General features: G+C 71.5%; 12 protein-coding genes. 4 read left to right on the forward strand and 8 right to left on the reverse strand.

Annotation, left to right across the window (positions count from 1 at the left end):
- Positions 1-93 precede the first annotated feature (93 nt).
- The gene (gene nhaA, locus ACWGIS_RS17350; protein ID WP_453363271.1) at positions 94-1,971 is read left to right on the forward strand and encodes a Na+/H+ antiporter NhaA; all 1,878 of its coding nucleotides are present in this window, start codon (positions 94-96) and stop codon (positions 1,969-1,971) included.
- 355 nt (positions 1,972-2,326) lie between these two features.
- Here nhaA and ACWGIS_RS17355 read toward each other — a convergent pair whose 3' ends face one another.
- The 5 genes from ACWGIS_RS17355 to ACWGIS_RS17375 all read right to left on the reverse strand — a co-directional run bounded on the left by ACWGIS_RS17355 (position 2,327) and on the right by ACWGIS_RS17375 (position 8,584).
- Positions 2,327-3,091: a hypothetical protein gene (locus ACWGIS_RS17355; protein ID WP_453363272.1), complete on the reverse strand. Its 765-nt coding sequence runs from the start codon at positions 3,089-3,091 to the stop codon at positions 2,327-2,329.
- 401 nt (positions 3,092-3,492) lie between these two features.
- Complete coding sequence (locus ACWGIS_RS17360; RefSeq protein WP_453363273.1) at positions 3,493-5,688, reverse strand: MMPL family transporter; 2,196 nt, start codon at positions 5,686-5,688, stop codon at positions 3,493-3,495.
- Between the two features lie 335 nt (positions 5,689-6,023).
- Entirely contained in the window at positions 6,024-6,581 is a 558-nt protein-coding gene (locus ACWGIS_RS17365) for a snapalysin family zinc-dependent metalloprotease (protein ID WP_453363274.1), read from the reverse strand.
- Between the two features lie 163 nt (positions 6,582-6,744).
- Positions 6,745-7,611, reverse strand: coding sequence for an AraC family transcriptional regulator (locus ACWGIS_RS17370; RefSeq protein ID WP_453363275.1), 867 nt, complete (start codon positions 7,609-7,611; stop codon positions 6,745-6,747).
- A 160-nt stretch (positions 7,612-7,771) separates the two neighbouring features.
- Complete coding sequence (locus ACWGIS_RS17375; protein WP_453363276.1) at positions 7,772-8,584, reverse strand: GNAT family N-acetyltransferase; 813 nt, start codon at positions 8,582-8,584, stop codon at positions 7,772-7,774.
- A gap of 204 nt (positions 8,585-8,788) precedes the next feature.
- Here ACWGIS_RS17375 and ACWGIS_RS17380 point away from each other — a divergent pair, with 204 nt between their 5' ends.
- Both ACWGIS_RS17380 and ACWGIS_RS17385 read left to right on the forward strand, forming a co-directional pair.
- Positions 8,789-9,865 (forward strand): MerR family transcriptional regulator, encoded by a 1,077-nt coding sequence (locus ACWGIS_RS17380; protein ID WP_453363277.1) that lies wholly within the window; start codon positions 8,789-8,791, stop codon positions 9,863-9,865.
- A gap of 122 nt (positions 9,866-9,987) precedes the next feature.
- On the forward strand, positions 9,988-10,164 hold the full coding sequence (locus ACWGIS_RS17385) for a hypothetical protein (protein WP_453363278.1): 177 nt from the start codon (positions 9,988-9,990) through the stop codon (positions 10,162-10,164).
- A gap of 136 nt (positions 10,165-10,300) precedes the next feature.
- Here ACWGIS_RS17385 and ACWGIS_RS17390 read toward each other — a convergent pair whose 3' ends face one another.
- Positions 10,301-10,789, reverse strand: coding sequence for a hypothetical protein (locus ACWGIS_RS17390; protein WP_453363279.1), 489 nt, complete (start codon positions 10,787-10,789; stop codon positions 10,301-10,303).
- 485 nt (positions 10,790-11,274) lie between these two features.
- Here ACWGIS_RS17390 and ACWGIS_RS17395 point away from each other — a divergent pair, with 485 nt between their 5' ends.
- Positions 11,275-11,787, forward strand: coding sequence for a GNAT family N-acetyltransferase (locus ACWGIS_RS17395; RefSeq protein ID WP_453363280.1), 513 nt, complete (start codon positions 11,275-11,277; stop codon positions 11,785-11,787).
- Positions 11,788-11,952: 165 nt separating this feature from the next.
- Here ACWGIS_RS17395 and ACWGIS_RS17400 read toward each other — a convergent pair whose 3' ends face one another.
- Positions 11,953-13,128: a zinc-dependent alcohol dehydrogenase gene (locus ACWGIS_RS17400; protein ID WP_453363281.1), complete on the reverse strand. Its 1,176-nt coding sequence runs from the start codon at positions 13,126-13,128 to the stop codon at positions 11,953-11,955.
- Positions 13,125-14,120 (reverse strand): SRPBCC family protein, encoded by a 996-nt coding sequence (locus ACWGIS_RS17405; protein ID WP_453363282.1) that lies wholly within the window; start codon positions 14,118-14,120, stop codon positions 13,125-13,127. Before ACWGIS_RS17405 ends, ACWGIS_RS17400 begins: the two co-directional genes overlap by 4 nt.
- Between the last annotated feature and the right edge of the window lie 112 nt (positions 14,121-14,232).

A 14,232-nucleotide genomic window follows, 5' to 3' on the forward strand; every position in this document is an offset into this window, starting at 1 on the left:
TTCGGCGGGCCTCCCCTGCGGACCGGGCACACGCGAAGGGTCACGCGCCTTCCGCGGAACCGGCCGACCGGCCGGGCCGGTGATAATCGAGCGGTGACGGAGACAGGCTTGGGAGACGCGCCGCGCACCTCCACCAGCAGTGCCGAGCGCCGGCGGAGTTTCGTGCGGACGGAGACCGGCAGTGCCGCACTGCTGCTCGCCGCCGTGGTCGCGGCCCTGCTCTGGGCCAACATGGCACCCGGCGCGTACGAGGCGGTCTGGAGCACGGAGCTGTCCATCGGCCTCGGCTCGCACGGGCTCTCTCTCGACCTGCACGAATGGATCAACGCGGGACTGATGAGCCTGTTCTTCTTCCTCGTGGGCCTGGAGGCCCGCCGGGAGTTCGACATGGGCGAGCTGCGCGACCGGCGCTGGATGGTGCTGAGCGCCGTCGCCGGCCTCACCGGCATGCTCGTGCCGGCCGTCGTCTACGTGGCCCTGAACGCCGGGCACACCTCCGTGCACGGCTGGGGTGTCGCCATGTCGACGGACACCGCGTTCGCGCTCGGCATCCTCGCGCTCTTCGGCTCCCGGCTCCCGGCTTCCTTGCGGGCGTTCATGCTGTCGATCTCCGTGGTCGACGACCTGGTCGCCCTGCTCGTGATCGCCTTCTTCTACAGCGAGGACGTCCGGCTCCCGGCGCTGCTGGTGGCGATCGTGGCGCTGCTGCTGATCGTCGGCCTGCGGGTGCTCGGCGTACGCCGCGGCGTGTACTGCGCGCTGCTGTCGATCGTGGCGTGGGTGGCCCTGTACGAGGCGGGGGTCGATCCCGTCGTCACGGGACTGGCCGTGGGCGCGCTCGTGATCGCCTATCCCGCGGACCGGGTCGACCTGGAGCGGGCCAGCGGGCTGTTCCGGCTGTTCCGGGAGCAGCCGACGCCGGAACTGCAGCGCTCGGCGGTCCAGGGGCTCGCCGCGGCGCTCTCCCCGAACGACCGGCTGGAGCGGCTGTTCCTGCCCTGGGTGAGCCTGGTGATCGTGCCGCTGTTCGCCCTCGCCAACGCGGGCATCCCGCTCGGCATGGACACCCTCGCCGACGCGTTCACCTCCCGGATCACCCTGGGCATCCTGTGCGGGTACGCCGCGGGAAAGGTGCTCGGTGTGGTGGGCTCACTGGCCGCCGCGCGCTGGCTGAGCCGCGGCAGGCTGCGACCCGGTGTCGGGTGGGGCTCGGTCACGGCCGGCGGTGCCATCGCCGGTGCCGCGTTCACCGTGTCGCTCCTGATCGCGTCACTGGCGTTCGAGGGGCGGGCACTGGAGCAGGCCCGGATCGGCATCCTGTCCACCCTGGTCGTGGCCTTCCTGCTCAGCTGGGCGGTGACCGGCGTGATCTCGCTGCTTCCGCCGGCACGCCGGGCCCGCGCCCTGCTCGGCACGAACGAACCGCTGACCGATCTGGCGGTGGCCGTCGACCCGCGGCACGACCGCGTGCGGGGGCCCGAACACGCGCTGGTCACCCTGGTGGAGTACGGCGACTTCGAGTGCCCGTACTGCGGCCAGGCGGAAGGGGCGGTACGGGAACTCCTCGGCACGGAGACGGACGTGCGGTACGTGTGGCGCCACCTGCCCCTCAACGACGTCCACCCCCGCGCACAACTGGCCGCGGAGGCGTCGGAGGCAGCGGCCGCCCAGGGCGAGTTCTGGGCGATGCACGATCTGCTGATGGACCGCCAGCATGCGCTCACCAAGAGCGACTTGCTGCGGTACGCGGCCGAACTAGGCCTGGATGTCGCGGTGTTCCGCAAGGATCTGGAGCGGCGTTCGGGGGCGCGGCGGATCGCCGAGGACGTCGATTCGGCGGACCTGAGCGGTGTCTCGGGCACCCCGACGTTCTTCGTCAACGGACGCCGGTACCACGGCGCCTACGACATCACCGCTCTCCACGACGCCGTCGTGCAGGCGAGGGAACGGGCACTCGCCGCGGGCGTCTGACGGGTCCACGGCCCTGGACGCCACGCGGGCCGCCACCCCGTCGAGCGTCGGCGGGGCGGCGGCCGGCCGCTCATGCAGCCGGCCGGATTCCGCGAACTCCGCGGCGGTGCCGACGTCTGACGCGCGGTGACACTGCCGGAGGCCGACAGAGGAAGGGCCTCCAGCGCGCCGCGGTCGCAACCGCCACGCGCCGGAGGCCCTCACCCCCCGGGCCGGGCCCCGGGGTCCCTCGCCCGGCTCCTGCCCGACGTGTCCCCGACCGCCCTGGCCGTCACTCAGCCGACAGGAGCCGGTCCGTCAGCGCCGGCGGACCGGCGGCTGAAGGCCACCGGCGTTCACGGGCGGTCCAGGGACATCACTGCACGACGACCTTGTCTTCGGCCGAGGTCGACGGTCCGGTCGTGGTGTTGCCGTAGTACACCCAGCGCCACGTGCCCGTCTTCGACGCCTTCACAGTCGTCCTGAGATCACCCGAGCCGTTCGCGTACACCTTCTTCACCGTGGTGTACGACGTGGCTCCCGTGGGCTTGAACTGCAGGCTCACCAGACGGCCTCCGTAGGAGGCGTACCTCCTGGTCTCCCAGTCGGCCCGCGTGATTTCTCCGGTCACCGTGATGGTGCCGCCCTCGGTCACCGGCTCGGGTGAGGCGTTCGCGGTCAAGCGGGAGTTGCGCTTGACGTGGACCGTGAGGCCCTCGTCGTCGGTGTCTCCGCCGCCGCCCTGGAAATAGACCTCGGCCGCGACCTTCCAGGCGCCGGCCTCGCTGTTGTGCATGTCCCACACGCTCGGGTCGAAGTACATCGTCTCGTTGATGTCGCAGACGCCCGAGCTCACCTCGATGCAGTCGCTTGTCTCGACGGCGTGCCACAGTCGGTCACCCGTATTGCCGCGGTACAGGAACACCGCCGGCCACTTCCACGTGTGGGTGGTCGCCATCCTGAAGGAGGCGGGCACCGCGACCTCGTTCGACACCCCGATCACGATCGACTTGCCGTGGTTCACCTGGACGCGGGTGAACGAGGCCCCGCCCTCGGCCGCGCCGGCCGGGACTGCGGCCACGCCCGTGAACACCGCGGCCGCGCCGACGGCCACGACAGCTCTCCAGAGCTCTTTCCCCACTTGATCCCCGATCTCTGTGCCGACAGGCAACCGGAGACATATCCTCCGGCGCGTTCTTCAGACATCCCGGATCAACACCGGGTTGCCCACTGGTGGATCACGATCGGGCATCAGACGAACTTCGCGTCGCACGAGGCGATGCGCCGCAATCGGGGAAAGGCGTAGGGCGCCAGGCCGTTCTGACCGGATGCGGTCGGCGTGGTCGTTCGACGGCGGCGCCCCGCCTCCGATCAAGCCCGTGAGTGACCGGGCACCGGTGCCGTAGCTCCGGCCGGAGAATCTCCGGATCAGCCTTCGGGCCCGGTGACACCACTCCCCGGTCGTGGGGCGCGATGTCGGCGGGACCCGAAGGCCGGAAGCCCTGTCGCGAAGTCACGAACAAGGCAACGAGGACCGACGCTTCACCGGCTGCGTCCGGACGGTTCCTCCTCCGCCGAGTCGTGCTCCTGGCCCACGGGCGCCGGAGGGGCTTCGGTGACACCCGCGCCGGGTCCGGTCGCCGCGCCCGCCGCACGGTCCCCGTGTCCCGGCCACCAGGCCGCGTGGCCGATCAGCGCGGTGAGGCTCGGCGTGAAGAACATGGACATCACGAAGGCCGCGACCGCGATGCCGAACGACACCGCGAAGCCCATCTCGGTGAGGAGCGCGTTGCCCGCCAGCATCATCGTGGCGAAGGTCGCCGCCAGGATGAACCCGGCCGCCGCCACGGTCGGACCCGCGTACCGGAGCGCCATGCCCGCCGCCTCGCGCGGGTCGCGGCCCTCGCGGGCCTCCTCGCGGAGCCGGGCGATCATGAGGATGTTGTAGTCGGTGCCGATGGCGACCACGAAGAGGTACATGATCACCGGGAGCATGAACATCAGCCCCGAGTGCCCCTGACCGTCCTGGAAGATCCAGACAGTGGCACCGAGAGTGGCGCCGAACCCGAGACCGACCGAGGCCATCAGGTACAGCGGGGCGACCACGCTGCGCAGCAGCAGCCCGAGGATCACCATGATCAGGACGGCGGCGACCGGGAAGACCGTGCGGTAGTCGTGGTTGACCGCGGTACCGATGTCCTTGTAGATCGAGGACATGCCGCCGACGAGCGCTTCGGTTCCGTCGGGGGCGGCGGAGTGCGCGACGTCGCGTACCTCGCCCACGGCGTCGATCGCCCGGTCCGTCGATGCCTCGTACTCCAGGGTCACGGTGAAGTCGGCGGTGGTGCCGTCCTTGTTCAGCTGCGTCAGGCGGGCGCTCGCCACACCGTCCACGGCACCGAGCTTGTCCGCGTAGCCGTCGAAGGCTGCCTTGTCCAGCGGCTTGCCCTCGGTGCTGGAGAGGTAGACGTCGGTGGGCGCGGCGGCGCCGGCCGAGTACGCCTTCTGCATCTCGTCCTGGACGACCATGGACTCCTTGGTGTCGGGCATGGACCCCGACGCGAGGTCGAACGTCGCCTTGTAGCCGAACATACCGAGCGAGAGCGCCACCAGGACGAGACCGGACAGCGCGGCGGTGAGGGCCGGGCGGCGCTGCACACCGCGGCCGAGGGCGGCGAAGCGTGCGTTCTCCGGCTCCTGCCGCCAGGACTTGGACGGCCAGAAGACCTTCGGGCCGATGAGCGAGACGACCGCCGGGATCAGGGTCAGTCCGGCGACCAGCGTGGCGGCGACCGCGATGGCGAGCGCCGGGCCCATCTGCTTCAGGAAGCCGAGCGTGGACAGCACCAGCGCGAGGAAGGCGATGATGACTGCCCCGGCGGCGGAGGCGATGGCCTCGCCGACCCGGCCGACCGCGTTGACCATGGCCTCCTTCGGTTCGTCACCAGCGCGCAGACGTTCGCGGTAACGGAACATCAGGAAGAGGAAGTAGTCCGTGCCCACGCCGAACAGCACGACGATGAGGATCGACGAGATCGAGCTGTTCGCCTGGAGGTCGAACAGCTTGGTGGCGTACGCGATCAGCCCGTTGGCGATGGCCGACACGAGTCCGATCAGGATCAGTGGCAGGACGGCGAGGATCGGCGCCCGGAAGATGATCAGCAGGGTGACCAGGATGATCACGAAGGTGCCGATGCCGATCAGTGCCTGGCCGCGGCTGGACGACTCCTCCTGGTCGAGCGCCTGCGCGGCGGATCCGCCCAGCTTGACGTCGAGCCCGGTGCCCTTGGCCAGCTCCTTGACGTCCGCGCGCAAAGTCTCGGCCGCGTCGGCCTGTTTGGGCTGACCGGCGTTCTTGCTGTCCATCTGGACCAGGGTCATGGTGTAGCGGCCGTCCTTGGACGGCAAGCCGGGGACGACCTTCTGCACCTGGTCGATGTGCTTCTCGCCCAGCTCGCGGGTGATGCGGGCGACTTCCTTCTTGTCGTCGGCGGTCAGCTTGGCGCCGTCGCCGCGCTGGTAGAGGGCGATGGCGGACGGGGTGAAGGCGCCGGGGAACGCCTCCGCCTGGAGATCGGCCGCCCTGATCGATTCATAGCTGCTGGGCAGAAAGCTGCTCTCGTCACTGCTCGAGGGCAGACTCGGGGCGGTGGCGACGATCGCCACCGCCGCGATCAGCCATGCCACGATCGTCCAGACGGGATGTCGGACGACGGCGTTCCCGATACTTCGGAACATGCGGAAGGTCCTCCTACGCAGGAAGATCACCACAGCCCGGGGAGCGGACCCTGGCATCGGCGACCCCGGCCGGTACCCTCCACTGGCGCCGGCCGATCGGTTGTCTTGGGCTCCGATCGTAGTGATGGCAACGAGAATCCTCAGGCCGGACCCACTAGTTGACGCGACGTTCACTTCGGTGGCCGGATTTCGCGGACGACGGCCTTCGGCCGCGCTCCGGACCCAGGGTCACCGAACGGCCGTACGCCCTCTCCGGCCGCCCGAGACGTCGCGGTGCCCCGGGGCGCGTTCGTCCCCGGGGCACCGCTGGCTCCGTCGCTTCGGGCGGAGGCGTGTCAGCCGATGGTGAGCGTCTCCCGCGGCACCACGGTGGTCGGCGCGGCGCCGAAGTTCCCCTCCACCTCTGCCTTTTCAGCGGTGTTCGGATAGGGGTTCGTGCACGAGACGCCAGCGCTCGACCCTGACATCAGGCTGGAGCAGGGGCCGGGCTTGCGGTCGGGCAGGCCCAGGATGTGCCCGAGCTCGTGGGACGAGATGCGGACGGTGTTGTACCCCTGGTTGACGGCCTCCCGCCCGATGTAGACGGTTCCGTTGCCGAGCGAGGTGGTCAGCGCGCGGGGCCATCCGTTGTCCGCGAGGACCCGGATGTTGGCGCGCTGTCCTGAGCTGACGGGACGCAGTTCGACGCCGTCGACGCTCTCGTTCCAGATGGCGGCGCCCCGGTCCACCGCGCTCCTGAACTCGGCGGAGCCGCTCGCGTCGTAGGTGACGACACGGGCGGCCGCGACGGTTCCGGCGCTGGGGGTGGGGGCGGCCGTGGCGTGGCCGCCCATCAGGGGCAGGGACAGCAGCAGTGCGGCGGCGAGACCGCCGGTCGTGGTCCGGACGTGCATGGTCGACCTCCTTGTGGGGGCAGGCAGTCGTGCACATGACATTCCTGGTGTCCCTCCCCCACCGGGAGCGAGGCCAATCCGTCATTCTGAACGGCGACTTGGCGGACCGGCCGGCCCTCGCGTCACCCGGGGCACGGGCCCCGCAGCGCAACTCGGCCCGGGATCAGCGCCGTTCGCGCTCCACGGGGAGCCACAGTTCCGCGTCGGCCTCCGTCCCGTCCGGGGACAGGATCGTCCGCAGGATCTCCGGGCCGGGCCTGCTCCGGTACGGATTGGAGGGGAACCACTCGGTGAACACGTCCCGCCACAGATGCTGGATCGCCTCCGGCACGGGCCCCGAGGCGCCGAAGACCGCCCAGCTGCCCGCCGCGACCGGGAGCGTGACCGTGCCCTCGGGAGCGTCCCGGGAGGTGATCACCGCCTGGTAGTAGTCGAGTTCGGTGCCCTCGGCACGGCTCGGGTCCAGGTCGTCGCAGACCGCGACGACGCCCCGCGGCTCCTGGTCCGACAACTCCTTCAACCGCTCCAGGGTCCCCGGCTCGATGCCGCGCACGAAGTCGATGATCGCCTGGTTCGGACCGCTGTGCACCAGTGGCACGCGGGCCTTGAGGCCGACGACGCTGAAGTCGGACCTGTCCACGACGCGGTAGCGCATGCTGCTGTTCCCTTCGACGGTGAGGCGGAAGGACAGCCGGGGCTGGGACATCAGCGATGCGCCACTGCGCCGCGCCTCGCCGGGGCCGACACCGTGCATGGCCCGGAACGCCCGGGCGAACGCCTCGCCCGATCCGTAGCCGTAGCGCACCGCGATCCCCAGCAGCGGCTCACCTCCCCCGAGCACCTCGGCCCCCGCGACGGTGAGACGCCGACGCCGCACGTACTCCGACAGCGGCATGCCCGCGAGCGCGGAGAACATCCGGCGCAGGTGGTACTCCGAAGTGGCCGCGACGCGCGCCAGTTCCGCCACGTCGAGGGACCGGTCCAAGTGGCCCTCGATGTGCTCCATGGCCTGGTTGAGCCGCTCCAGCACGCCCGGCCTCCTTCCTGTCTGTCGTTCACCACGCTAGGCAGCGCACCCCGTGCCGGACCCGACATCCTGTGCCCGATCACGTCGGGTGCCCGCGGCTCTCGCACAGTTCCGTCGTACTACGAGTCCGCCGGCACCTCTGTCGGGACATGCGGGGCGTGGCTCAGCCGGTGAGCCGCAGCGACAGGTGGTCCTCCAGCTCGCGATAGCCCAGCCGCCGGTAGAGGGCGTTGCTGGTCGGGTTGGCGTGGTCGGCGAAGAGGAGCACCTGGGCGGCCCCGCGCTCCTGGGCCAGCCGGGTGGCCGCTGCCGTGGCACCGGCGGCGTATCCCCGGCCGCGCAGTGTGGGCGGGGTGTAGACGGGGCCGATCCGGGCGTGACGGGCGAGCACGTCGGAGGTGGCGGCCAGCGACACCGGGCCCTGCCCGGAGACCTCCCACACGACCAGCTGACCGGCGGCGGCACGACGTCTCGTGAGCGCCTCGATGTACGGGTCCTCGGGAAGCCCCACCTCCGTGAGGAAGGCCTCCAGCCAGGACGTCAGCAGCGGCAGATCAGCCGCTTCGGCGAGCCTCGCCCGGCCCGGCACCGACTCCGGCGCGACCAGGTCGGTCAGCGCGAACAGCCGTTCCGCGCGCTCCACTTCGTACGGTCCCCAGGCCCGGCCGAACGCCGACACGACGGTGTCGGCTCCCCGCACGTGGACCAGTCCACTGCCCCGCAGCACGTCCGCGAGCGCACGGGCCGCCTCCTCGGGCATGGGGCCGAGTACCGCCGGGTGCGGTGGTGTGCGGAGGTAGGCCCCGGTGACCGTGTCGCCCTCGGCCCACCAGCCGAAGCGGGCGTCCGGCCACACCCCGGCACGGGCACCCTCGGACACGGTGAGGATTACGGACGCGCGGGCGGGGTCGGCCGCCAGCAGCTCGCCCGTGGCCGCTCGGAACTCGTCGACGTCGTCGCTCAGTTGCCAGGTCATGGCTCATGGTGGCGTGCGGCGAGGCAGGCCGCACGGGTATTTCGCGCGGGCTGCGCACGACACGGCGGTGCCCTCGTCCTGCCCGCTTCCGGGCGTCCGCGCGGACCGGGTGCACCGCCTCCGACGGCCTGTTGACCTTCACCTCGGGGGAGGTCGCACCATCGGGGAAGCCGGGCGGCCCGCCCGGCCCGAGGAGGAGTGATCATGGGTCTGCTGACCATCGGGGCGTTCGCCAGGGCGTCCCGTCTGTCGCCGAAGGCGTTGCGCCTCTACGACGAACTCGGCCTGCTGCCCCCCGCTCGCGTCGACCCGGTCACCGGCTACCGCCTGTACGACCCGGAACAGCTGGGCCAGGCACGGCTCGTGGCCTGGCTGCGCCGACTGGGCATGCCGCTGGCCCGCATCCGGCACGTCCGCACCCTGGACGCGGCCGCGGCGGCCCAGGAGGTCCGGGCGTTCTGGGCCCAGGTCGAGGCGGACACCGCCGCACGCCGTGACCTGGCCGCCTTCCTCGTCGACCAGCTGTCCTGGAAGGACGTCACCATGTCCCCGCACACCCTGCCCTTGGAGATCCGCTACGCCGCCCTGTCCGACACCGGCCTGGTCCGCGCGAGCAACCAGGACACGGCCTACGCCGGTTCCCGTCTGCTCGCCGTCGCCGACGGCTTCGGCAGCGGCGGGGCGCCCGCGAGCGCCGCCGCCGTCCAGGCGCTCAAGCACCTCGACACCGGCGGCATCCCGGCAGGCGACCTCCTGAACGTCCTGGAGGACTCCGTCGACCGGGCGAAAGAGGCGGTACTCGCCGTCGCCGGGACCGAGCCCGCGCCGGAGGACGCCGGCACCACACTCACCGCGATGCTGTGGACCGGCTCGCAGCTCGCCCTCGTCCACATCGGCGACTCCCGTGCCTGTCTCCTGCGCGGCGGGGAGCTGTTCCAGATCACGCACGACCACACCGTGGTGCAGTCCATGGTGGACGAGGGGCGCCTCACCCCGGACGAGGCCGTCTCCCACCCCCAGCGCTCCCTGCTCGTGCGGGCGCTGGGCACGGAAGCCGTCGCCCCGGACCTGCGCCTGCACGACGCAGAGGCCGGGGACCGGTATCTGCTCTGCTCCGACGGCCTGTCCACCGTCGTACCGGCCGACGAGGTACGACAGGTCGTCGTGGCGGCCGACAGCCCGGAGCGGGCGGTACGCGAACTCGTCGCCCTGGCCATCGACGCGGGCGGCCCCGACAACGTCAGCTGCGTGGTCGCCGACGTGGTGGCGGCTCGGCCGTAGGACCGTGCGAGTGAAGACCGGGCCGTAGGGGCGGCGCGTACCACCCGCCCGGTCGACTCGACGTGCGACGGGCCGTCGGCTGGTTAACAGTCGTCACAGTCCCCCTCTCGAAGGAGAATCCCATGCTTCGGCGCATTTCCCTGGTGCTGGTCGGTCTGACCGCTGTCGGCTTCCTGGCCGCGTCCCCCGCCGCCGCCCACGGCTCCGACATCGAAGGCGGTTACGTGGAGGGCAGTCACGTCCGCGTGGACGGCATCGAGATCGAGACGTTCGAGGCCGGCGCGTTCCACGTCGACTGACCGGCGACGCACCGAGCGGAAGGCCGATGGGCTCCTTCGTGGCGCACGTCGGCCTTTCTCCATGCCCGCGGAGGCCTACCGGCGCACCACCTGAGCCGAGGCCCTCTCATGGCCGGGTGTGATGAGCCCAGGCGAGTCAGGCCTCGCCTCCGGCTCCGCTTCCGCCTGATACGGCGGTCGGACGGCCGGACGCGAGCGGGCCCGGCGTCTCCTCACCCGGCGACCACGCGAGGCGGGGACGGTCGAACCAGTCCCTGGTGTCCCTTACCGTCGTGAGGACGGCCAGCAGGACGCCCGCCGCCACGCCGGCACCCCAGACACCCGGGCGGCCGGTCAGCAGGGCGGCGGCGCTCCCCGCGGCGACCAGCCAGCCCACGGTGAGCGCGCCGGTGCGCACCTTGCCGGCGCCGTCCGCGAATCTCGCCGCGATGACGAAACAGGACCCGGCCGGCGACGCGCAGGCGAGGGCGGCGGCGAACAGCAGGCCCAGTGCCGGCGCGCCCATGGCTCCGGTCTCGAACGTCACCGCGCGCACCGTCAGCCACACCGCGGGCACGACACCGCACGCGCCCACGGCGACGAGGAGGGCGCGCGCCCATCGAGCGGTACCGGGCATCCGGGTCATGGGCGTTCCTCCGGTGGACGGGCGGTGCTGGGCAGCGCCGGGGCCGGCCCTGGGCGCGCAGGGTCACCGTAACCGTCCGGCCCGCTCCACGGGGGTGCCGAGCAGCATCTTTCCCGAGGCCCCCGCCCGCGACGGCGGGCCCGGCGGAGGGCGTACCTTTCCCGGGGAGGTGGATCGATGACCGAGGAACGGAGCGGTACGCGCCGTGTGGGCCGGGAAGTCATGTCCGTACTCGGCCCAGTCGGCGAGGGAGTTCCCACACCGGACGGCTCTCGATCCGGCACCGGCCGTGCATGCGCCGCCGAGGGGACCGCGCATGACGCCGCTGGACGAGACTATGTCCCCGAACTCCGTTGGTACACAGCCGAGTTGGTCACGGGGGAGGCTTCACGGTCCGTCGAGGCACCCCGGCCGTGCGGGCACCCACAAGCCGGAGTCCCTCTCGTCCACTGCCACTTCGACGCCTCCCGAGAGGCGGTGGCGGCATGACCGTCCTGGTGCCCGGGACCATCAGGACCGCGCGGCTGGACCTGCTGCCGCTGCTCGTCGAGCACGCGGACGAGATGGCGACCGTGCTGTCCGACCCGGCCCTGCACACCTTCATCGGCGGCACACCCGACACCGCGCGGGGCCTCCGCGCGCGCTACGCACGGATGACCGCGGGTTCTCCCGATCCGGCCGTCTCCTGGCTGAACTGGGTCGTCCGGCTCCGCGACGAGGGGTGCCTGACCGGCACGGTCCAGGCGACGGTCAGCCCCGCCGAGCAGGGTCCGGTCGCCGAGCTGGCTTGGGTCGTGGGGTCGGCGTGGCAGGGACGGGGCATCGCCTCGGAAGCGGCCCGGGGACTCGTGGACTGGCTCGGCCGGCAGTCCGTACGGCGTGTCATCGCGCACGTGCACCCCGACCACCACGCGTCCGGCGCCGTCGCCGGGGCCGCCGGCCTGGCCCCGACCGACACCCTGCACGACGGCGAGCTGCGCTGGCGGCGGGACATGTGACGCGGTGGCGCGAACACGGGTGGTCTCGGTGGCTGAGGGCCACGCCGCGGTCTCCCGCCCCGAGCATCGCACTGAGCAATTGCCCCTCACGACGAACGGCAGAGACCGGCTCGTGCCGTCTCTGCCGTGTCGTGCTGTCGGGAAGCCCGGGGCGCCCGGGGCGGGTCAGGCCTTGAGGACGACCTTCTCGCAGTTCTCCTGCTTGTTCTTGAAGATGTCGTAGCCGTGCGGCGCGTCGCTCAGCGGCATGGTGTGCGTGATGACCCGGGTCGGGTCGATCTCGCCGCGCTCGATGCGTTCGAGCAGCGGCTTCATGTACCGCTGGGCGTGGCACTGACCGGTGCGCAGGGTCAGCGACCTGTTCATCCAGGCGCCCGCCGGGAACTTGTCGATGAAGCCGCCGTAGACGCCGATCACCGAGACCACGCCGCCGCTGCGGCACGAGGTGATCGCCTGGCGCAGGGCGTGCGGGCGGTCCGTCTCGGAGCGTACGGCCTGCTTGGCCTTGTCGTAGAGGTGCACGTGCCCGGCACCGTGGGTCGCCTCCAGGCCGACCGCGTCGATGCACTTGTCCGGGCCGCGTCCGCCGGTCAGGTCCAGCAGGGCCGAACGGACGTCGACCTCTTCGAAGTTGATGGTGGTGTAGCCCTCGGCGGCGGCCATGTCGAGCCGGTAGCCCTCCTTGTCGATCGCGATGACCTGCGCCGCGCCGAGCACCCGGGCACTGTCCATGGCGAACTGACCCACGGGGCCCGCGCCCCAGACGGCGACGACGTCCCCGTCCTGGATGTCGCACATCTCGGCCCCCATGTATCCGGTGGGGAGGATGTCGGAGAGGAACAGGACCTGCTCGTCGGTGAGGTCGGACTCGATCTTCAGGGGGTTGAAGTCGGCGAACGGTACGCGCGCGTACTCCGCCTGGCCGCCGGCGTAGCCGCCGGTGAGGTGGGAGTAGCCGAAGATCCCGGCCGTCGGATGACCGAAGAGCTTCTCCGCCATGCCGGCGTTGGGGTTGGTGTTCTCGCAGCAGGAGTACAGCTCCGCCTGACAGGCGGCGCACGCACCGCAGGCGATCGGGAAGGGCACCACGACCCGGTCCCCGACACGGAGCTTGTCCGCGTCGACGCCGGGGCCCACCTCGACGACCTCGCCCATGAACTCGTGGCCCATGATGTCCCCCTTCTCCATGGTGGGGACGTAGCCGTCGAGGAGGTGGAGGTCGGAGCCGCAGATCGCCGTCGAGGTGACCTTGATGATGGCGTCACGCCGGTTGAGGATCGACGGGTCGGGGACCTTCTTGACCTTGACCTTGTTCCTGCCCATCCAGCAGTTGGCCTTCACGACAGCACCTCCTTGAGCTCGCTCTTGGTCAGTGGCCGGGCGGGGTGCTGGGGGAACTCCGCGCGGGCCCGCTTGCCGCCGGGCGCCCCCTCGGACCGGACGACCTCCCCGGTCTCCACGACCTGCTTGAAGCGGCGCAGGTCGTCGTCGAGCTGCTGGGACGGTTCCTCGCCGAAGTAGCGGGCGACCGCCTTGCCGAGCGAGCCGGCGGGGAGGTCGTAGCGGAGGGTGACGTGCACCTCGGTACCCCGGTCCCCCGGGGCGGGCGCGAACCGCACTTCGCCGGAGTTGGCGATGTCGGCGCCGCCGAGGGACCGCCAGGCCAGGATCCGCCCGGGTACGTCCTCGACGGTCTCGGCGTCCCACTCCACCTTCTTGCCGAACGGCGCGGACGCCTTCCAGTGGCTGGTGCGTCCACCGGTGGACCGCACCTCGTCGAGGTGGGCCATGAAGGTCGGCAGCCTGTCGAGCTGCTGCCAGTGGGCGTACACCTCTTCGGGGGATCGCATCACGGTGGTGGTGCCGGTGAGTTCCATGGGCGTACTCCTGCTCGAACGGGTCACGGCCGCGTAGACGTCGGCGACCGCGATCGCCGCCACCGCCGCCGTGACGAGTGCCGTGCGGCGGATGCCGCGGCCGTCGTGGTTCCTCAGTGCCCTGGTCAGGAGCGCCAGGTCGAGGGCGTCTCCCCCCACGCGGGCCCACAGCCAGGCGGGGTGCGGCTTCGCGAGGAGGCCGGCCGCCGCCGTCAGCTCGCGCGCCCCCACCGCCACGGTGGCCAGCCGGTGGCGCGGCTCGTCCGCCACCCCCAGGCCGAGCGCGACCTGCCCGGGCTTGACCACCTGCGGTACCCCGAGAAGCGCGCTGGCCCAGCCGAGGCCGCGGACGAGCGGGTCGTGCCGCAGGGGCGAGCTCCGCTGTCGGCCCGAGGCGCCTGGTGTCCCGCCGGGCGGGCTCTCGGATCGCGTACGTGGTTCCAGTCCGGTCGTCATGGTTCACTCCTGAACGAGTCGGGCGTGAAGGCGGGCATGTCATCGCTTTCAGCGCTCTGCGGCCACTGTGACGAGCACCCGGATCCGGGCGGTCCAAACACGCACGGCCGGA

Source organism: Streptomyces sp. NPDC054842 (assembly GCF_053611025.1).

Excerpts from the sequence above, each read along its gene's own strand:
- ACWGIS_RS17360 (WP_453363273.1), bottom strand. The coding sequence starts at position 5,688 with ATGTTCCGAAGTATCGGGAACGCCGTCGTCCGACATCCCGTCTGGACG.
- ACWGIS_RS17365 (WP_453363274.1), bottom strand. The coding sequence starts at position 6,581 with ATGCACGTCCGGACCACGACCGGCGGTCTCGCCGCCGCACTGCTGCTG.
- ACWGIS_RS17375 (WP_453363276.1), bottom strand. The coding sequence starts at position 8,584 with ATGACCTGGCAACTGAGCGACGACGTCGACGAGTTCCGAGCGGCCACG.
- ACWGIS_RS17380 (WP_453363277.1), top strand. The coding sequence starts at position 8,789 with ATGGGTCTGCTGACCATCGGGGCGTTCGCCAGGGCGTCCCGTCTGTCG.
- ACWGIS_RS17385 (WP_453363278.1), top strand. The coding sequence starts at position 9,988 with ATGCTTCGGCGCATTTCCCTGGTGCTGGTCGGTCTGACCGCTGTCGGC.
- ACWGIS_RS17390 (WP_453363279.1), bottom strand. The coding sequence starts at position 10,789 with ATGACCCGGATGCCCGGTACCGCTCGATGGGCGCGCGCCCTCCTCGTC.
- ACWGIS_RS17395 (WP_453363280.1), top strand. The coding sequence starts at position 11,275 with ATGACCGTCCTGGTGCCCGGGACCATCAGGACCGCGCGGCTGGACCTG.
- ACWGIS_RS17405 (WP_453363282.1), bottom strand. The coding sequence starts at position 14,120 with ATGACGACCGGACTGGAACCACGTACGCGATCCGAGAGCCCGCCCGGC.